Source organism: Flavobacterium piscis (genome assembly GCF_001686925.1).
GTDB classification, from domain to species: domain Bacteria; phylum Bacteroidota; class Bacteroidia; order Flavobacteriales; family Flavobacteriaceae; genus Flavobacterium; species Flavobacterium piscis.
On the sequence record NZ_LVEN01000012.1, the window covers coordinates 138357 to 158955 of the forward strand.

Genomic DNA, 20599 nt, shown 5'->3' on the forward strand with positions numbered 1-20599 from the left:
GCGAAAAGCTTTGTCAAAGTTTAAAACTTTGACAAAGCTAATACCTTAAAAGTAGCAGAAACCTGAAACTTGAAACCTGAAACTTTTTAATACAAAAAAGCTAACTCCTCATAAGAATGAAAAAGCTCCGCGCCTTCTTTTTCTAGGTCTTCATTGTTATAACCATTGGCAAAACCATACACTTTGAATCCACCGCTAATTCCGGCAATTACTCCGGCTTTGCTGTCTTCGATTACGATGCAATCTTTAACATCAAATCCCATTTCTTTTGCAGCGTGCAGAAAAATTTCGGGATCTGGTTTCCAGCTATTAATCTGGTATGAACTGAATATTTTATGTTCGAATTTATCTAATAAACCTGCCACTTCAAGATTCAGTCTGATTTTATCAACCGGACCGCTTGAAGCTACACAATAAGGGATTTTTAATTTATTAAGAAAATCAACGATGCCTTCCATTGGCTTTACCTGCGTTTTGAAAGCTTCAAAACTTTTCTCACGATAATCTGCTTCAAAAGTATCGGGAAGTTTTTTCCCAATAGCATTCTCAATATACAGGAAACATTCTTTTAATTTACGACCGTTAAAATCGCGATATGCATCTTCCAGTTTCATCTTAAAACCATATTCTGCTGCCATTTCAAGCATAATTCCGTTACCAATTTTTTCAGTATCTACAAGAACTCCGTCACAATCGAAAATAATACATTTAACTTCCATATTCTTTATTTACATTTTTAATTATTCGGCTCGACCGAAAATGTAAATTACAAAATTATTCTGTAAAGTAAGGCTATTTTTAGAGCGAAGAAGATATTTTAGAGATGATCTGAACAATAAAATCAGCCTGTGCGGGATTTATTTTTTTCAAAGCGTGTTCGGTTTGAAACCATTCGGCTCTGTCAACTTCCGGAAAAGATTGTTGTTTTCCTGATTTTGGAGGCCATTCCATTTCAAATTCATTGCTTTTTATGAGAGTTGCATCAATATCAAATTCTAATGCCCAGGCAAAAATCGTTTTACCTGATTTTAATTTTACTGAGTCAAGTTCAATAAAATCGCTTTCTGATTCACTTTCTAATTTAAAACCAGTTTCTTCGTAAAACTCGCGTTTTGCAGCATCAAGCGGGTTTTCATCATTGGTGAATTCGCCCTTTGGAATCGACCAGCTCTCCAGGTCTTTATTTTTCCAGAATGGACCACCGGGATGAACCAGGAAAAAGAATACGGTTTTGTCTACAAATTTAAAAAGTAATAGGCCGGCACTTTGTTTCATGGTGTTTTATTAATTTAGATATCTAAATATACTAATTAACCCATTGGTTATAATAATTTTTAACACATAGAGTCATAGAATTACTGAACTCAAAAAAGGCTTTTTACTTGCATCAACCCACATAGCATGTGTGAGAAACGTGTTTCTTTTTGATTTGCTTTTTCAAAATCATAAAAATCTAGGTCTCTATGTGTTTAAAATAATCCCATAACCCAAATTCTGCACATATTTACCCCAATTCTGTATTTTTAATCAATTATCTATTTGTAATTTTATCATTCTTAGAATGTCACTTTACAAACATTAAAAAAATAACCACTTTGAAAAAGCCTGTTTTATTTCTCGCAATTCTGGCAAGTAGTATTGCCGTTCATGCTCAAAACAAAATTATTACTGTCACCAATTCCCTTCCAATAGATCGTGAATTCGAAACCATTGAACTGACCAAAAAATCCCTTGGATTAGCAACTTCAGTTAAACTGGAAAATTATGCTGTAAAAGAAGCTGGTACAAATACTTTTTTAACTACACAATCTATCGACAATGATGGCGACGGAATAACAGATGTATTGTTATTTCAGCCTAAAATAAAAGCTTCATCACAGCAAGATTTTGAAGTTTTGGTTGCCGAAAATCCATCAAAAGAAACTACAATTAGTTGTTATTCGAGATTTGTTCCGGAACGAACAGACGATTATGCATGGGAAAACAATAAAGTCGCCTTTAGAACGTATGGTCCGGTAGCTCAAAAAATGGTCGAAGACAAAATTGCGGGCGGAACTTTAACCAGCGGAATTGATGCCTGGCTAAAAAGAGTCGATTACCCAATTATCAACAAATGGTATGAAAAAGCTACTAACGGAACCGGAACGTATCATAAAGATACTGGTGAAGGTTTAGATAATTTTCATGTAGGTGACAGTCGTGGTGTAGGCGGAATTGCCGTTAAGGTCGATGATCAATACTATTTTTCTAAGAATTTCATTAGCTGGAAAACCATCACAACGGGACCTATCAGAACAAGTTTTATCCTGACTTATGCCGATTGGGATGCAAAAGGCAACAAAATAACCGAGTCAAAATTAATCAGTCTGGATTACGGAAGTTACCTTTCTCGTTTTGAAATCAATATTACCGGAACAAAATCTATCGCCGCAGGATTAACGCTTCATGACAAAAAAGGTACTACGGGAACCAACATAAAAGAAGGCTGGTTAAGCCATTGGGAACCTATCGACGATTCTGAAATTGGAACCGGAATTGTAGCTCCAAAAAATACTTTAACGAGTTTTGATAATCATATTACCGAAGATAAAGATTTAAGTAATCTATACGGAAACATTGAGGTAAAGAACAATAAAGCAATCTATTATGTTGGTTTTGGCTGGAAAAAAGGAAGTCCGTTTCAAACTCAAAAACAATGGGAAACGTATTTGAGTTCGTTTGCTAAAAAAATAAATACACCGTTGGTGGTTAAAGTGAAGAAATAGTTTTTTATTGACCACGGATTTGACGGGTTTTAACTGGTTTTCGCGGATTTTATACTACTCGCAATCCTCTTATCCTGACAAACTTTTCGCTAAAAAACAAACCCTACAGATTTTAAAACCTGTAGGGTTTGTTCGTTTAGATTTACACCTAATCTTGTCATCCTGACGGAGGAAGCATCACACTCGAAACTCCTCAAAGAAAATCGCCAATCTTTGTCGAATCACTAGTGTGATCCTTCCTCCGTCAGGATGACAAGATTGCGAATAAAAAATAAAAATCCGTGAAAACCAGTTAAAACCCGCCAAACCCGTGTACCAAAATTCTACGATTTCCTCGCAGGAAAATAATTCTCTTTCAAAATAATTTCTAAAGGAATATAATGTGTGTTTGAAACAGTTTCCTGTAACACTAACTTTTTATACAAATGATTTATTCCCATATATCCTTGTTCTTCGGGTCTTTGGTTGATTAAGAAATCGATTATTCCTTTATTAAGGTATTCGATATTATCTTTTAATAAATCGTAACCAATAATTCTTACGCCTTTTATATTATTCTGTTCTAAAAATCTTGCCACAATATACGCTCTCGAATTAGGTACAAAAACACTATTGATACCAGAAAACATTTCCAGATTCAATTGATCGATTCCGGAATCTTTGATGGTAATTTCAGAAAATTTAAAATTCCTGAGTTCATCATGATCTTTAAAAAACGAATAAAAACCATTGATACGCTGCAAATAAACCGATGTACTTTCGATCTCTCTGGTAATTTTAAAAATCAGAATTTGTCTTTCATTCTTTACCGCAAAACTGATTAATCGTCCGGCCAAATAACCACTCTGAAAAGCATCTTGCCCTACATAAGCATGCTCTTCATTATTAGAGATATTCGAATCGATCATGACAACAGGAATGTTTTTCTCTTCATATTCACTTAAAAAGCGTACCGATTCTTCATAAAAAATAGGCGCAAATAAGAGTCCGTCGCAATCAAATTCCAGTACTTTTTTAACGGCCTCTTTAAAAGAAGCTGCATTAAAATCATAAAAGAAATAATCCAGTACAATACCGAACTTGCTAAATTCAATTGCTGCTTTTTCTATTCCCGCAATTTGACTTTTCCAATATTCCAGATTTTCATATTGTGGTAAAAAAACTGCAAAATGAAACTTTTTATTCAAGGCCAGATTACTTGCCAGAATATTACGTTTGTAGCCATATTGCTCAATAATAGCATTTACTTTATCTACATTTTTCTGAGCAACCTGCCCACGATTATGTATAATTCTATCAACAGTTCCAGGGGAAACGTTGGCTAATTCGGCAATTTTTTTTATCGTTATGATATTGATGAGTTTTAAGTTAAATGATGCTGTACATCATTCGAAATTATTATTTTTTTATTGAATATAAGTTGTTTTACTTAACTTTTTATATACATTTGTAAAAGCCCGTGTGCGTACACGCAAATATACACATGTGTTTGAAAAAAACATTATATTAAAGAAAAATATTTGTAGTTATTATCGTTCTTACAGGATTCAAAAAAAAATTTCATGACAAAAGAAAGTGTAAATAACCAATATTTATATACAAAATTTTAATATTTACAAACCAGTATTTTAAGTAACACAATGTAAAGTAATCATTTAACTAAAAAAATAGAATTAAATAATTATTTAAAGCTCAAATAGAAACATTAAAACCAAATAAAATGATTGTAGATTCATTACAAAACGCTGCAAAATATTTCAGCCTTCACACTAAATTTAAAGAAGCATTTGATTACGTAAATCAAAATGATATCAGCAAACTTGAAGAAGGCGCATTTGAAATTGCCGAAGGATTAAAAGTAATCGTAATTGTTGGCGAAGGCACAACCAAAGAAGAAAGTATAAAAGGTTTTGAATGCCATGACCAAAACATAGACATTCAGATTTCGATAAAAGGGCCGGAAACTTTTGCCTGGAAACCAAGAGAAAAATGTGTGAGTCCAAACGGGGAATACAGCGACGAAAGAGATGTTCGTTTTTTTCACGACAAACCGGATATGTTTTTTGAATTGCAGGAAAAACAATTTGCGATTTTGTTTCCCACGGATGTTCACGCAGCTATGATTGGCGAAGGAACAATTAAAAAAATCGTCATTAAAGTTAAAATTTAAAACTGATGAGCACAATTCAAAGCACTATTGATGTTATTGCAAAACAAGGTATTCTTCCGTTGTATTTTACAACAGATGAAACTATTAGTGTCGAAATTTTAAGAACGCTTTACAAAGCAGGAATCAGAGCCGTAGAATATACAAACAGAGGTCCTGAAGCTTTATCGAACTTCAAAAGAATGGTTGCCATTCGAAATGCCGAATTACCTGAAATGTTATTAGGAATAGGAACAATTAAAAACCTTGAACAGGCCAAAGATTTTAACGATGCCACAGCCGACTTTTTTATTAGTCCGGGATTTGTTCCTGAAGTGGCTGATTTCTTAAAAGATCAAGAAGTTTTATACGCTCCGGGCTGTATGACGCCAACCGAAATTATAGCGGCCGAAAATGCCGGAATAAAACTCGTTAAGCTTTTTCCGGGAAACATATTAGGAACCAAATTTTTGAGCAGCATAAAAGATGTTTTTCCGTCATTGGTTTTCATGACTACCGGCGGTGTAGAACCTACTCATGCCAGTATTGAAAGCTGGTTTTCTGCCGGAGCTTCTGCCGTTGGACTGGGAAGCAAACTTATCAGCAAAAAACGCATAGAAGAACAGGATTATGATGTAATCGAAAATGAAACTAAAAAAATGCTGGAGATAGTGGCAACAATAAGAAGATAACTAATACCTGAAAATATTTATCACATAGAGACATAACTTTTAAAACTGAAGAATGTTCTTTAAGAAAACTAGTTTATTTACATAGTCTATGATTATTAATGCAAAGTGAAACGACTTCAAACGTTCCAAAAAACTATGTTTCTATGTGTTTAAAAACATTACCTATAAATTTAAAATTTAATATGGATTCAATATTTAATCTAAAAGGAAAAATTGCATTAATAACCGGAGGTGCCGGAGTTTTGGGAAGCAACTTTGCAAATGTTTTGGCTCAACAAGGAGTCATCGTTGGAATCGTTTCTCAATCGATTGAAAAAGCCAATAAAACTGTAGCAACAATAGAAAGTAACGGTGGAAAGGCTTTTGCTGTTCAGGCGAATGTTTTAAATAAAGAAGAATTAGAAAAAGCCAAAGATTTTATCGTAGAAAAATACGGTCGTCTTGATATTTTAATTAATGCTGCAGGCGGAAATATGCCCGGAGCAACAATTAGTCCGGATCAGGCGATATTTGATATGAAAGTCGATGATTTACAAAAAGTAGTCGATCTTAATATTATTGGTACAATGCTGCCATCGCAAGTGTTTTCGGAACTTTTCGCTCAACAAAAATCAGGAAATATTATTAATATATCATCGGCATCGGCACAAAGACCTTTGACGAGAGTTGTGGGATATTCAGCTTCAAAAGCGGCAATTGATAATTTTACGCAATGGATGGCAGTTGAGTTAGCTCAAAAATATGGCGAAGGAATTCGTGTAAACGCGATTTCTCCGGGATTTTTTATAGGAGAACAAAACAAGGCTTTATTACTTACTCCTGAAGGAAAACTAACGCCAAGAGGTGAAAAAATTATCGAACATACGCCAATGGGAAGATTTGGAACTCCGGAAGATATAGACGGAGCGCTTTTATTTTTATGCAGCGATATGTCAAAATTTGTCACAGGAACGATCTTAAAAGTTGACGGAGGATTTGCTGCGACGAGTATTTAAAAATCTGCTGTCGTATTAGTTTGTCATCCTGAGGAACGAAGGATCACAAACGAAACTCGACAAAGATTGGCAACTCACTTCATGGAGCTTCTTGCGTTCCTTCGACTTCGCTCAGGATGACATAAAGAGGAAAATAGTTCTTATGAAAATGAGTGCCCTAGCCCCGATAGTAGTGGAAATCCTTTTGTGCCGGGGTTCGGCACAAAAGATTGAAACGGATAGCGGGAACAGCTCCTAAAAATGAATATATAAAAGGTTTTAAAACAATCATCATCATTCAATAAAATATACCAAAAATGGAACAAACGTTAAGATGGTTCGGACCAAACGATCCCGTTTCTTTACAAGATATTAAACAAACCGGAGCTACCGGAATTGTGACTGCTTTACACCATATTCCGAACGGGCAGGTTTGGGATATTGAAGAAATTATCAAACGAAAAGTTGAAATTGAACACGAAAATGGTGATCCTAAAAGAGGGGCTTCGGGTTTAACATGGTCGGTTGTTGAGAGTATTCCGGTGCATGAAGACATTAAAAAACAGACTGGAAATTATCTTCAATACATTGAAAATTATAAGGAAAGCATCAGAAATCTGGCTTTATGCGGAATAAAATGCATTTGCTACAATTTTATGCCGGTTTTAGACTGGTCGAGAACGGATCTGGCTTATGAAACTGCCGACGGATCAAAAGCTTTACGTTTTGATATTAATGCTTTTGCCGCTTTTGAATTGTACATTTTGAAAAGACCGGGAGCCGAAAAAGAATATTCTGAAGCGCAAATCGAAAAAGCTGCAAAATACTTTGAAGCGATGACTGATGCCGACAAAGTAAAATTACAGCAAAACATTCTGGCAGGACTTCCGGGTGCTGAAGAAGCGTATTCTGTAGAAGATTTCCTGATCACTTTAAGTGGATACAATCATATCGACAGAAAAGCTTTAAAGGAAAATTTATTCTTCTTTTTAAAAGAAATTATTCCGGTTGCTGAAAGTAAAGGCGTATTGATGGCGATTCATCCTGACGATCCTCCCTACCCTATTTTAGGCTTGCCAAGAGTGGTAAGTACTGAGGAAGATTTGATCGAATTGATGAATGCGGCTCCTTCAAAATCAAACGGATTCACGATGTGTACAGGTTCGTACGGCGTGAGAGCCGATAATGATTTACCGGGAATTGTAAGACGTCACGGCGATAAAATGAATTTTATTCACTTAAGAAGTACTGAACGTGATGCCGAAGGAAGCTTTTACGAAGCCAATCACCTTGAAGGCGATGTTGATATGTATGAAGTGGTAAAAGCAATAATCGAAGTCGAAAAAAGAAATAACAGCGAATTGCCAATGCGTCCCGATCACGGACACCAAATGCTGGACGATTTGAATAAAAAGACCAATCCGGGATATTCGGCTATTGGGCGTTTAAGAGGTCTGGCTGAATTGCGAGGACTTGAAATGGGAATTAAGAAATCGCTTTAAAAGTTGCTACAAAGTTTTTTTCGTCACGAAGGCGCTAAGGCACGAAGTTTTTGTTTTACCTAGATTACAAGTTTTTTTGCCACGAATTCACGAATGATTGTGCATAATTAATTATAAAAATTCGTGAATTCGTGGCTATTTTTTAATGACGATCACAAGACAAGCGATAAAAACTTTGCTTCTTAGCGCCTTTGTGGCGAATAGTAAATAGCCAACCACTAACTAACCAAATACCACAACCATGATCCGCCAAAACCTCCTGATTTGCTGCAGCCTTTTTGTAAATAGTATCGTCTTTGGCCAAACACCCAAAATACTTACGGATTCGAAAGCAAATTACCTGCCTGATTTTAGTTATGCCGGTTATCATTTCGGCGAAAGCCAAATTCCGGAAGTTCAGGGAAAAATTATCAATGCTACTGATTACGGCGTAAAAGCCAATGATGCTCTTGATGATTCTAAAGCTTTACTAAAAGCTGTAAAAGCCGCAAGTGCTGTTGAGGGAAATGTAATTTTGCAATTACCTGCGGGACGCATTATTCTGAGCGAAATTGTATATATCGAAAGAAGCAATTTTGTCCTTCGTGGCTCAGGTTCAGGAGAGACGGGAACTGAAATTTACTGCCCCAGACCGATGATGTATCTCAAAAATCCGGAATCATTGGCGGAACTTCGTGAATATTTAACTACGCTTGATAAAAGACAACGCGAACCCGAAAATAATGTCGATTTGCCTTTCTCGCAATACGCCTGGTCGGGGGGATTTATCTGGACGCAAATTCCGGGTGAACGAGTAAAATCATATTTGGATAAATACGAACCTACTCCAAATCCGCTGGCTAAAGTAAGTTCGGGAAATATGGGTGAACATACCATCAATGTTTCTGATGTAAAAGGTTTGAAAGTGGGCGATATTGTCGAATTACAGCTCTTTAATAAAGATGGCGAAAATGGCGAAATCATCAAAGATTTATATAAAGGTGCCAATGTAAAACCAGGTTCTCATCATTGGAAATTTCCTAAACTTCCAATTGTAAGACAGCAAGTGGAAATTACCAAAATTTCAAACTCCAAAATTACAATCAAAACTCCTTTGACGATTGCAATTAAACCAAGTTATCAGGCACAATTGGTCGAATGGAAACATTTAGATGAAGTAGGAATCGAACATCTTCGGTTTACTTTTCCTGATATTCCCAGAGTGGCACATCACGTAGAACCCGGAAACAATGCGATATTTTTGACACGCGTTTTTAATAGCTGGGTCAAAGATGTAAAAATCACCAATGCTGACAGTGGAATTTTAGGCGAAGAAATCTCGAACGTTACCATACAAGATATCATTACCGATGGCCCTCATATGTCGCATTATACGGTGACTTTGGGCGGAGTTCATAATGTTTTGGTTAAGAATCTGAAAATTTATAATAAAGCAGTTCATCCTTTAAGTTTCAACACTTTTGCTACTAAAAACATTTATCAGGATTGCGAGATTTTTGCCGATGCCCTTTTAGATCAGCATTCGGGCGCTAATCATCAAAACTTATTCGATCATATTACCGTACATATCACACCGGACAAAAACAATAGCTATTATTTGTTTGGCGGCGGCGGCGCAGATTACTGGAAACCTTCGCATGGGCCATTCAGTACTTTTTGGAATCTAAATGTTCTGGTCGATAAACCAGCTGAAATCACAAAACCAGTTTTGCTTTACGGCATGAAGGACGGGCCTTTTGCAAGAATTGTTGGTGTGAATGGCAATGCCAAATTCGAAGTCAAATATGACCCTGATGCTTATATGGAATTTTTGAATATGTCGATGGATAAGGTTCCTTCTCTTTATGAATATCAGTTGCAAAGACGCAAAAAATAATAAATGCCACAAAGTCGCAAGGGCACAAAGTTTTTTTTAAGTAAATATTAAACGTACTGTTTGTCATCCTGACGGAGGAAGGATCACACTAGTAATTCGACAAAGATTGGCGATTTTCTACGTGGAGTTTCGTGTGTGATTTCTCCTCCGTCGAAATGACAAAATGAATAAAAAACTTTGTGCCTTAGTGCCTTCGTGGCAAAATCCTCAACACCATGAAATACAAAATAGCCCTTTTGGTTTTACTTTTTATTTCCGGGAATGTATTTTCCCAAAATAAATACCGCCTTAAAAACATCTCCACAACCGATGGGCTTTCGCAGAGTTCTGTCATTGCCATACATCAGGATAAATTTGGGCAAATGTGGTTTGGTACGCGTGACGGACTGAATAAATACGACGGTAGTAAATTTACTATTTTCAGGAATGATGCTGCCAATAAACACTCGATCAGTAACAACGATATTTTATCTATCGAAGAAGATAATACAGGTAAAATCTGGGTAGGAACTTACAACGGACTGAACTGTTATGATCCTGTAAGCAATACTTTTACAAGATATTTACATACCAAAAACAACCACACCATCAGCAGTAATGCGATTTGGTCTATTAGAGAAATTGGTGACGAAATGTGGTTTGGAACCTCCAAAGGACTGACGATTTACAATAAAAAATCAAAACTCTTTACATCCGTTTTTCATTCGGATACAGATCCTTCTACGGTGCCGAGCAACAACATTATTACGATTTTAAAATCAAAAAAAGGAGCAATATGGATTGGCACAACAAAGGGTTTATGCCAGCTTATAAACCGAAAAAACGGCAAATTATCCTTTAAAAATTATCCTTTAAACAATACAGATCTTCTCAATGTTCAGGCAATTGCCGAAGATGTTTCGGGTAATTTATGGGTGGGAACAAAAAACAAAGGACTTCTTAAATTTGATAAAACATCCAATGCTTTTGTTTCTTTTTTATCTGAAGATAAATACCGCGAAATCAATACCGATATTCGTTCTCTGGCCTTTGATAATCAAGGTTCTTTATGGATTGGCGCGTATGACGGAATCTATATTTTAGGAAAAGACAAAAACGTTCAAAAAATAAACAGCAGCAATAACAGCAACGGAATCGATAAGGTAAAATCGATTTACATGGATCGAAAAGGTTCTGTCTGGATTGGCTGTTATTACAAAGGTGTGAATATTTGGGATATTTCGAATGTGAATTTCTCCAATTACAATCAGAATTCTAAAAAGATTGCGATGAGTTTTGATGTGGTGAGTTCGATTATTGCCGACAAAAAGCAGAATATCTATTTTGGAACTGAAGGCGGCGGAATCACCATTTACAATAAAAATACCGAAGCGATAAGTTATATCAACAGCAAAGGCGGTCAAAATATCAAAAATGATATTAAATCGATGTGTTTGTCTGGTGATATTTTATGGATCGGCACGTATTCAAAAGGATTATCCGCTTACAATGTTATTTCGAAAAGAATGGAAGACCACCGAATTGCCGATGATCTTACTGTTTTATTGAAAGAATCCGGTGTTTATTCGATCAAGGCAGAGGGAAACGATATCATCTGGATTGGTACTTTTGGTAAAGGTTTGATTCGGTACAATACGGTTTCTAAAACTTTTGAAACAATCGGAAACGATACTACAAAAGCCAATTATCTGACCAATAATATTGTGCGTACTATTTTAGTTGATCAAAAAAAAGGCGCCTGGGTGGGTACTCAAAACGGTTTAAATTATATTCCGCTGAACAATTTTACGCCTAATAAATATTCGATTCAACATTACTTTTTCGATTCGGCTTCTTTATCCGGCGATGATATTCTGACTTTGTTTCAGGACAGCCAAAATAAAATCTGGGTGGGAACAAAAGCAAAGGGTTTGCATTATTTTGATGGGAAAAAATTCAATAAAATCAATTTAAGAATCGGAAATACGGTTATCACTTCGATACATTCTATTCTTGAAGACGATGATAAAAATTTATGGATTAGTACCAATCAGGGTATTATAAAATACAGTACAACACTCAAAACGGTTGTTATTTACGATCAAAAAGATGGATTAGCGAGTAATGAATTTAATGACAATTCGGCTTTAAAACTCGATTCGAATCAATTTTATTTCGGAAGCCCTTCCGGCGCGACGTATTTTGATGCCAAGAAGATATCCTTAAATACGTATGCTCCTCAAGTTTTAATTACCAATCTCAAAATCAAGAACGAAAACATTCATCCTAATGATTCGATTGGCATTTTAGAAAAAAGCATTGGTTATACCAAAACCATTACGCTCGATTATGACAAGGCCAATTTTTCGATAGATTTTGCAATACCGAATTATATTCGATCCAAAAACAATCAATACAGTTATCGTTTGGTTGGATTGGAAAACAACTGGACGACAACCAAAAGTACCGAAGCTATTTTTGCGATTCAGAATCCCGGAACCTATACTTTTGAAGTTCGCGGTTCTAATAATGACGGCGTTTGGAACAAAGTTCCCACTACCCTGACCGTGATCGTAAAACCTGCTCCGTGGCGCAGTATCTGGGCATTTTTATTGTACGGAATTGTAATTGGTGTGGGATTATACGGTTTGATCTGGATCATGAAATCGAAAGCGAGACTGAAACAAAAACTGGAACTGGAATATCTGGAAACCAAACGAATTGAAGAAAATAATATCGCCAAACTGGATTTCTTTACCAATATTTCGCATGAATTCAGAACGCCGTTGACTTTGATTTTAGGGCCTTTGCAACAAATTCTGGCCAACTATAACGGCACAAACGAAATGTATAAAAAGCTACTGGTGATTGAAGGAAGTGCTAATCATCTTTTGAGTTTAATTAATCGTTTAATGGATTTCAGAAAACTCGAAAACCATCAGGTTACGCTGGAATCTGCCGAAGGAAATATTGTGAAATTTACCAGAGAAATCTTTTTATCTTTTATCGAATATGCCAAAGATGGCGGCTACAACTATACTTTCGAATCCTCTGAAGAAGAAATTCTCGTGTATTTTGATCGCTATAAACTCGAACGGGTTTTTTATAATTTAATTTCAAATGCATTCAGATATACTCCAAAAGGTGGAAATATTCACTTAAAAATATCACACGACAATGAGCATCTTTTTATCGCAATAGAAGATTCCGGAGTGGGAATTGCGCCTGAACATATTGACAAAATTTTTGATTTGTTTTTTGAAGTTCCAATGCACAACAATGTTCAGAAAAACTATAATAAAGGAACCGGAATTGGGCTTTCGATTGTAAAAAATATAGTAAAACTTCATAAGGGAGATATAGAAGTGACCAATAAAGAAACTCAGGGTGTGGTTTTTAAAGTTACACTTCCGTTAGGTAGAACGCATCTTTTAGACAACGAAATTATTACCGATTTTAGAATTAGTGATGATATCGACCAATACACTGCTCAATTAGAAAAAGCCGAAATAACAGAGCCTGAAGACATTGATGATTTTGTGGTAAATGACGAAAAACAAACTATTTTGATTGTCGAAGATCACAAAGTTTTACGATCGTTCATGAAAAATTTACTCAAGGAAGATTATAATATTATCGAAGCCGAAAACGGTAAAATGGCTTTTGAGAAAGCACTTCAGCATGTTCCTAACCTAATTATCAGCGATGTTATTATGCCCGAAATGGTAGGAACGGAACTTTGTTCGAAAATCAAAGAAAATCTAAAAACAAGCCATATTCCGGTTATTCTGCTGACTTCACGAACTTCATTGGTCTATAAATTTGAAGGTTTAGAAAGTGGCGCTGACGATTACATCAGCAAACCTTTCAATTTAATTGAATTTAAACTTCGCGTTAAAAATCTGTTGAATTCGACTGAACGATTGAAAAACAAATTCTCAAGCGATGATAATTTTATTCCTTCAGAAATAACGGTTTCTTCTCTGGATGAGGATTTATTAAAAAAGGCATTCAAAATTGTCGAGGAAAATATTTCGAACGAACAATTTGATATTCCGTTTTTCTGTACTGAATTGGGTGTAAGCCGTACCATGTTATTTTTAAAAATAAAAGCCTGGACGAATTTTACGCCAAACGAATTCATTCATGAAATACGATTAAAACGCGCCGCTCAATTATTAGAACAAAATAAATTAAACGTTTCCGAAATTAGTTATAAAGTAGGTTTCAACAATCCAAAATACTTTAGCAAATGTTTCCAAAAAAAGTATGGGGAAACGCCAACTCAGTTTGCTGACAAATTTTTTAAATCTTCAGAAATTTTTTAGGGAATTCGTTATTTTAAAGGGACAAAAAAAGGGTATCTGAATTTTTAGATACCCTTTTTTGTATTTCTATATCGTTTTCGGCTACTACATTTGTCCTATGAAAATCAAGAAAACAAAATTCTTATTACTGCAATTTCTATTTGTGATAATCATAATCGGAATGAGTTTACTGATTTTCTACTTTATCTAACATTAACCTAAAAACCAAAATGAATGTTCACAAACCAAAATTTCAAATCGCTTAAATGGTATTTGCTGGTAGCTTTTTTACTGGTAAATATTATTGGAATTGCACAGGAGAGAAAAGTCACCGGAAAAGTTACTTCCAGCGAAGACTTACTTGGGCTTCCTGGTGCTAATGTATATGTAAAAGGTTCTTCGGTTGGAGGATCTGCAGACATGGATGGAAACTATAGTGTTTTCGTTTCGGAGAAAAATGCGGTATTAGTTTTTAATTATGTGGGATATCAAACTGTTGAAGTTCCTGTGGGAAACAAAACGGTCATCAATATCAGTTTAAAACCAGATACTAAAAATCTTGATGAAGTTATTGTGGTAGGTTACGGAACCCGTAAAAAGAGCGACATTACAGGATCAGTTTCTTCTGTGACCGCAAAAGAATTAACCGCCTACCCTACTCTAAATGCAGAACAGGCTTTACAAGGCCGTGCAGCGGGGGTTTCGGTACAATCTAATAATGGTGGTGAACCTGGTGCTCCGGTAAAAATCAGGGTTCGTGGAGGAACATCAATCAATGCAAGTGGAGATGCTCTTATTGTTGTCGATGGTTTTGCAGGAGTTTCTATGCCGGCACCTCAGGACATTGCTTCTATTGAGGTTCTTAAAGACGCATCGGCTACAGCCATATACGGATCCAGAGGTTCAAACGGGGTTATTATGGTAACGACCAAAAAAGGTAAACCAGGAAAACCGGTAATCGAATTCAGTAATTCAACATCGGTACAATCTGTCAACAATAAATTAGATTTATTAGATGGGCCACAGTTTGTGGTGTACAGAAAAAGTTTTACCACGCATACAGATGGCGGTGCAAATACAGACTGGCAGGATGTAATTTATCGAGAAGGAATGATTTCGAACACCTCATTATCTTTTTCAGGAGGTTCTGATAAAATCAGGTATTATGTTTCAGGAAACTATTTCAATCAAAACGGAGTGGTGATTAATTCAGGAATCGATAAATACACCATTGTAAGTAATGTTGAAGCAGACTTAACCGATAAATTTAGAGTGGGTTTGAATATGTTTCAAAGCAAACAAAACAAACAAGGAATTATTAGCCAGACGGGCGCTGGAGGAACTGGTGCAGCGGGTGTAATTGCAGCGGCGTACAGATTCATGCCGGATAAAGGAATTTATAATGCTGACGGAACGTATACGACAACGGCTCCAATTGGGGACGATATTGATAATCCGTATGCAACTGCAATGGATAATATTCTGGAGACACTTTCGACCGTAAACAGAAGTAACTTTTTTGCTTCTTATCAAATTACAAAAGATTTAAATTTTAAAACTACTTTAGGTTTAACCGATAATAATTCTCAAACCGGAAGATATATTCCGTCGACTTTGATTGCAGGAAAAAATGTAAAAGGAGAAGCTTCTATAAACAATACTAAATTTTCTTCTTTCCTTACAGAGAACTATTTAACGTTTAAACGTGAGATTATTGACAAAGGAATCCTGACGGTTCTTGGAGGATATTCGTATCAAAAAAATAAAAATGACCGTGCTTATGCCGCATCAAGAGGATTTTTGACGAATTCTAACTCTTACCATAATTTAGGTGCAGGAACGGTGTATTTAAAACCGGAATCAAGTTTGTCTGAAACAGAATTAATATCGGCTTTTGGAAGGTTGAATTTTGATTATGATGATAAATATTTATTCACCTTTACAGCACGTCGTGACGGTTCTTCAAGCTTTAGTGAAAACTACAAATACGGAACTTTTCCTTCTGGAGCAATTGGATGGAATGTTAGCAAAGAAAACTTCTTAAAAGATAGCAAAACAGTTTCTAATCTTAAATTAAGAGCAAGTTATGGTGCCACCGGAAATCCGTCTATCGATGCCTACTCTACGCTGTCTAAATTTTCTGAAGTATATGATGTAAGTGGCGACGTGATTGTAAATGCGGTTCAGCTTACGGCAATCAATAATCCTAATTTAAAATGGGAAACTTCATACCAACAAGATTACGGAATTGATTTGGGTTTATTTGATAACAGAATCAGCGTTACAGCCGATTATTATAAAACAATTACCAAAGATTTATTGTTCAACAGGCCTTTACCGGGAATTTCAGGAATTGCTTCTCAGCTTCAAAATGTGGGAGAATTAGAAAACAAAGGTTGGGAATTGGGCATTAATACCAAAAACTTTATTGGAGCAGATTTTACCTGGTCAACTAATTTTAATATTTCTTCGAACAAGAATAAAATCCTGAAACTGGCTGACAACAAAGATCTTTTGATCAACTCTGCGCCTGGACATTTTCTTGCAACAGAATCTCAGATTTTAAGAGTTGGTCAACCGGTTGGTTCTTTCTTTGGGTTTGTGTATGATGGCGTAATTCAGCAAGGAGAAGCGGTGCTTCCCGGAAATTTTGAAACTATTGCCGGAGGAGAAAAATTCAAAGATGTAAATGGTGACGGAAAACTGGATTCTAACGATAAAACGATTATCGGAAACCCAAATCCAGATTTCATTTTTGGTTTAAATAATGATTTCACTTATAAAAATATTGATTTAAACATCTTCTTCCAGGGTTCAGAGGGCAATCAGATTTTAAATTATACTTTGATGGAACTGGCTTCTGGAAATAATAATGCCACTACAGAAGTTTTGGATGCCTGGACGCCAACAAACACCGATACCAATGTGCCAGTAAATGCGGCAAGAACGAAAAGAATTACTTCAAGATTTGTTTATGATGCAAGTTACATCCGTTTAAAAAACGTGTCTATCGGTTACAGTTTAGATGACAATGTGGTTTCAAAAATTGGATTAAGCAAAGTTCGTTTCTACATCAGTGCACAAAACTTATGGACTATTACCAAATATCCCGGTTCTGATCCTGAGGTAAATTACCTGAATGATAACAATTCAAGAAGCAATACCAACTTAGGATTGGATTACGGAAGTTACCCGAATGTAAGAACCTTCACTTTTGGTTTCAATTTAAAATTCTAGTTAAAAAAATAGTATTAAACACATAGTTATACGCAAAATGCTATGATTATTGCTGCAAGTGAAACGCCTTATTTAGCGTTCCAAAAAGCTATGTTTCTATGTGTTAAATTATACACCAAATACCTAAAAAATAGTATTATGAAAAAATATATAGCTTTTCTTTTCTTGGGAATATTCGCTTTTGGATGTTCAGATCTGGAAGAACATCCTGTAGGAACTATTCGTCCTGAGAACTTCTTTAATAACACAGATGATCTGCAAGCTGCTGTAAACGGAGCTTTTGCCAACATTGCACACAATAATTATTGGGGAAGAGAATTTACCATTGCGCTAATGTTGCGCGATGATATGGCCGATATTGGCGACAGAACTACACAAGCAGCACGTATCGATGTAAATGATATGAACATGAATGATACAAATGCGCTTGTAGCCAACTTTTGGCCACAATCGTATATCATTATCGCAGCAGCAAATCAGGCGATTGCAGGTGCTAAAAAAACTCCGGGAGATCCGGCAAAAGTAAACGCAATTGTAGCGCAGGCTTATTTTGCAAGAGCTTTTACTTACTACCATTTGGTGCGTATTTTTGGCGATGTTCCTTATATTGATTTTCCGGTAAACGAGGTTTCTCAGGTTGATAAATTAAGCAGAACAAAAGAGTCTGAGATTTATCCAAAAATCATCGCTGATCTTGAATTTGCAAAACAATGGCTCGAGGATAAACCAAAGGTAAAAGCCGTTCCCGGAAAAGGTACCGCTGCAGGTTATTTGGCATCAGTTTATCTGACTTTAGGAAATTACCAAAAAGCTTATGACGAATCTAAATATGTGATTAGCAACGAAGCAAAATTTGGTTTAGGTTTAGATGCTGATTTTCAGGATTTATTCAACGCTACAAAAGCAGCGGCTCTAAAAGAACCTTTGTTTACCATTGACTTTAATAATTTAGTTTCAGGAAATTATGGTCAGGATTATACGGCATTTTTTACAGGATCATTAAAAGATGATAGTTATAGTTACGGACAAGGATTCTCGGTAGCAGTTCCGTCGCTAAAAGTATTTAATACCTGGGATCAAAGAGATTACAGAAGAGCGGTAAGTTTTGATACGATTATTAGAAAAAAAACTGGTCCGGGTGGTGCGTTGCAAATTTATCCTTCGAGCGATAACGAAAAAGCGCCACGTCCGCATATTGCAAAATATTACCGCTTTCCGGGAAAAGCAGGTGCCAACGGAAGAACTTCTCAACACAATTATATCACCATGCGTTTTGCCGAAGTATTGCTAACCGCTGCCGAAGCTTTAAACGAAATTACTCCGGGAACTATAGAAGCTGATGGTTATGTAAACCGAGTACGCGCCAGAGCCCGAAACAAAGCCGGAAAACTGGTTTCTTTTCCTGCAAATGTTACACCGGGATTATCTCAGGCCGATTTTAGAAAAATGGTTATTGACGAAAGAAGATTAGAATTCGCTTTTGAATATATCAGATGGTACGACATCAAAAGGTTGAAAAATGGCCCGGAAGTTTTTGGTCCAAGTGGTTTAGAGCCTCACGCCAATTTTAATCCTGCAAAAGATTATTTATTTCCATTACCGGGAACTGAGTTAGCGATTAATCCTAATTTAAAACCAAATAATCCTGGTTACTAAAGCATAAGAATGAAAATTAAAAATTTAGAATTAAAAATTAAAAATCTTTGGAATCGCAATTATCCTGAGTTTCGTTTTTCATACCCATTTTAAACAAAACTATAACCAATTTTTAATTTTTAATTCTCCATTTTTAATTAAATAAACAATAATAAGTATGAGTAAAGTTAGTAATTTTGCTTTAATCCTGGGGTTTGCATTGCTGGTAACAGCGTGCAAATCAGGGATTAATTCTACAACAAAAAACACCTCTGCAGCAGCAGATAATCTTCTGGAAACCCGATACAAAATGTTACTTGCTTATCCGGTTGATTCGATGTCGATGCCACGAAGTATGAACATCAAAACCAATGAGATTAAAAAAGTTCCCTCAAGAGACTGGACAAGCGGATTCTTTGCTGGAAACCTTTGGCAATTGTACCGATTGACAGGCAACTCTGAATATAAAAACCAAGCCGAAAAATGGACGCCTTTCAGCAAAAAAGAAAGCGTAAACAGAAATTCTCATGACGTAGGTTTCAAAGTATATTGTGCTTACGGAGAAGCTTTAAAAGTAGAAAACAAACAAGAATACAAAGACGTCATTATCAAGGGAGCTGAAACTTTATGTACTCGTTTTGACGCAAAAGTTGGCGCCATCCGTTCTTGGGATTTCAATAAGGAAATTTGGGATTATCCTGTAATTATCGATAACATGATGAATCTCGAATTGCTTTTTGAAGCCACAAAACTATCCGGTAATAAAAAGTATCAGGATATTGCGATTCAGCACGCCAATACCACGCTTAAAAATCAGTTTAGAGATGATAATAGCTGCTACCATGTTATTGATTACAATCCAACAACAGGAGCCGTAAGAAAGAAAACTACACTTCAGGGATATAATGACGATTCGGTTTGGGCACGCGGTCAGGGCTGGGCAGTTTACGGATTTACCATGTCATACCGATATACCAAAGATCCCGCCTATTTAAAACAAGCCGAAGCAACAGCACAATTTTTTATGACCGATAAAAATCTGCCCGAAGACGGAATTCCGTATTGGGATTTTAGAGATCCTGCTATTCCAAATTCGGCGCGTGATGTTTCTGCTGCAACTGTTATGGCTTCTGCTTTGTATGAGTTATACGACTATACTAAAAATAAAACTTATTTGGCTTTCGCCGATAAAATAATCGCGAGTTTACATTCGGATAAATACATTTTAGATCCAAAAATAAACGCGCCTTTTATATTCGACCACAGCACCGGAAACTGGCCAAAACACGACGAAATCGACGAACCAATAATCTATGCCGACTATTATTTTCTAGAAGCATTGTTGAGGAAAAAGTGAGAAAGATAGAAAGGTTCTGAGGTTCTAAGGGACTGAGATTCTAAGATTTTAAAGGTAGAAAAGCTTTAAAACTTTGTCCCTCTGAACCTTTTTACTCAGAACCTCAGTCCCTCAGAACCTTAGAACCTA

General features: G+C 36.0%; 13 protein-coding genes. 10 read left to right on the top strand and 3 right to left on the bottom strand.

What is annotated here, in order from left to right; all coding sequences use genetic code 11:
* Positions 1-86: 86 nt before the first annotated feature.
* Together FLP_RS07710 and FLP_RS07715 are read right to left on the bottom strand one after the other, a co-directional pair.
* Entirely contained in the window at positions 87-719 is a 633-nt protein-coding gene (locus FLP_RS07710; protein WP_065448943.1) for an HAD family hydrolase, read from the bottom strand.
* Between the two features lie 79 nt (positions 720-798).
* Positions 799-1275, bottom strand: coding sequence for an NUDIX hydrolase (locus FLP_RS07715; protein WP_065448944.1), 477 nt, complete (start codon positions 1273-1275; stop codon positions 799-801).
* A 320-nt stretch (positions 1276-1595) separates the two neighbouring features.
* Between FLP_RS07715 and FLP_RS07720 the strand changes: the two genes are divergently transcribed.
* Positions 1596-2765, top strand: coding sequence for a DUF4861 family protein (locus FLP_RS07720; RefSeq protein ID WP_065448945.1), 1170 nt, complete (start codon positions 1596-1598; stop codon positions 2763-2765).
* A gap of 323 nt (positions 2766-3088) precedes the next feature.
* Here the strand turns inward: FLP_RS07720 and FLP_RS07725 are convergent, their stop codons facing one another.
* Positions 3089-4123 (bottom strand): LacI family DNA-binding transcriptional regulator, encoded by a 1035-nt coding sequence (locus FLP_RS07725; RefSeq protein WP_065448946.1) that lies wholly within the window; start codon positions 4121-4123, stop codon positions 3089-3091.
* Between the two features lie 362 nt (positions 4124-4485).
* Here FLP_RS07725 and FLP_RS07730 point away from each other — a divergent pair, with 362 nt between their 5' ends.
* The 9 genes from FLP_RS07730 to FLP_RS07770 all read left to right on the top strand — a co-directional run bounded on the left by FLP_RS07730 (position 4486) and on the right by FLP_RS07770 (position 20470).
* Positions 4486-4935 carry a NanQ anomerase/TabA/YiaL family protein gene (locus FLP_RS07730; RefSeq protein WP_065448947.1) on the top strand — a complete coding sequence of 150 codons (450 nt, stop codon included), beginning with the start codon at positions 4486-4488 and terminating at the stop codon, positions 4933-4935.
* Between the two features lie 5 nt (positions 4936-4940).
* A complete protein-coding gene (locus tag FLP_RS07735) occupies positions 4941-5603 on the top strand; it encodes a bifunctional 4-hydroxy-2-oxoglutarate aldolase/2-dehydro-3-deoxy-phosphogluconate aldolase (protein WP_065448948.1) in 663 nt (220 codons plus the stop codon).
* Between the two features lie 182 nt (positions 5604-5785).
* On the top strand, positions 5786-6598 hold the full coding sequence (locus FLP_RS07740; RefSeq protein WP_065449125.1) for an SDR family oxidoreductase: 813 nt from the start codon (positions 5786-5788) through the stop codon (positions 6596-6598).
* A 296-nt stretch (positions 6599-6894) separates the two neighbouring features.
* Complete coding sequence (gene uxuA, locus FLP_RS07745; RefSeq protein WP_065448949.1) at positions 6895-8079, top strand: mannonate dehydratase; 1185 nt, start codon at positions 6895-6897, stop codon at positions 8077-8079.
* Between the two features lie 241 nt (positions 8080-8320).
* Complete coding sequence (locus FLP_RS07750; protein WP_065448950.1) at positions 8321-9955, top strand: pectate lyase family protein; 1635 nt, start codon at positions 8321-8323, stop codon at positions 9953-9955.
* A gap of 215 nt (positions 9956-10170) precedes the next feature.
* Complete coding sequence (locus FLP_RS07755; RefSeq protein WP_065448951.1) at positions 10171-14262, top strand: two-component regulator propeller domain-containing protein; 4092 nt, start codon at positions 10171-10173, stop codon at positions 14260-14262.
* A 213-nt stretch (positions 14263-14475) separates the two neighbouring features.
* Positions 14476-17478: a SusC/RagA family TonB-linked outer membrane protein gene (locus tag FLP_RS07760; protein WP_065448952.1), complete on the top strand. Its 3003-nt coding sequence runs from the start codon at positions 14476-14478 to the stop codon at positions 17476-17478.
* 138 nt (positions 17479-17616) lie between these two features.
* Positions 17617-19134 carry a RagB/SusD family nutrient uptake outer membrane protein gene (locus FLP_RS07765; RefSeq protein WP_065449126.1) on the top strand — a complete coding sequence of 506 codons (1518 nt, stop codon included), beginning with the start codon at positions 17617-17619 and terminating at the stop codon, positions 19132-19134.
* A 157-nt stretch (positions 19135-19291) separates the two neighbouring features.
* On the top strand, positions 19292-20470 hold the full coding sequence (locus tag FLP_RS07770) for a glycoside hydrolase family 88 protein (protein WP_065448953.1): 1179 nt from the start codon (positions 19292-19294) through the stop codon (positions 20468-20470).
* Positions 20471-20599 lie beyond the last annotated feature (129 nt).

Coding starts and splice junctions, on each gene's coding strand:
- FLP_RS07710 (WP_065448943.1), bottom strand. CDS start 719: ATGGAAGTTAAATGTATTATTTTCGATTGTGACGGAGTTCTTGTAGAT.
- FLP_RS07715 (WP_065448944.1), bottom strand. CDS start 1,275: ATGAAACAAAGTGCCGGCCTATTACTTTTTAAATTTGTAGACAAAACC.
- FLP_RS07730 (WP_065448947.1), top strand. CDS start 4,486: ATGATTGTAGATTCATTACAAAACGCTGCAAAATATTTCAGCCTTCAC.
- FLP_RS07735 (WP_065448948.1), top strand. CDS start 4,941: ATGAGCACAATTCAAAGCACTATTGATGTTATTGCAAAACAAGGTATT.
- FLP_RS07740 (WP_065449125.1), top strand. CDS start 5,786: ATGGATTCAATATTTAATCTAAAAGGAAAAATTGCATTAATAACCGGA.
- uxuA (WP_065448949.1), top strand. CDS start 6,895: ATGGAACAAACGTTAAGATGGTTCGGACCAAACGATCCCGTTTCTTTA.
- FLP_RS07750 (WP_065448950.1), top strand. CDS start 8,321: ATGATCCGCCAAAACCTCCTGATTTGCTGCAGCCTTTTTGTAAATAGT.
- FLP_RS07755 (WP_065448951.1), top strand. CDS start 10,171: ATGAAATACAAAATAGCCCTTTTGGTTTTACTTTTTATTTCCGGGAAT.
- FLP_RS07760 (WP_065448952.1), top strand. CDS start 14,476: ATGTTCACAAACCAAAATTTCAAATCGCTTAAATGGTATTTGCTGGTA.
- FLP_RS07765 (WP_065449126.1), top strand. CDS start 17,617: ATGAAAAAATATATAGCTTTTCTTTTCTTGGGAATATTCGCTTTTGGA.
- FLP_RS07770 (WP_065448953.1), top strand. CDS start 19,292: ATGAGTAAAGTTAGTAATTTTGCTTTAATCCTGGGGTTTGCATTGCTG.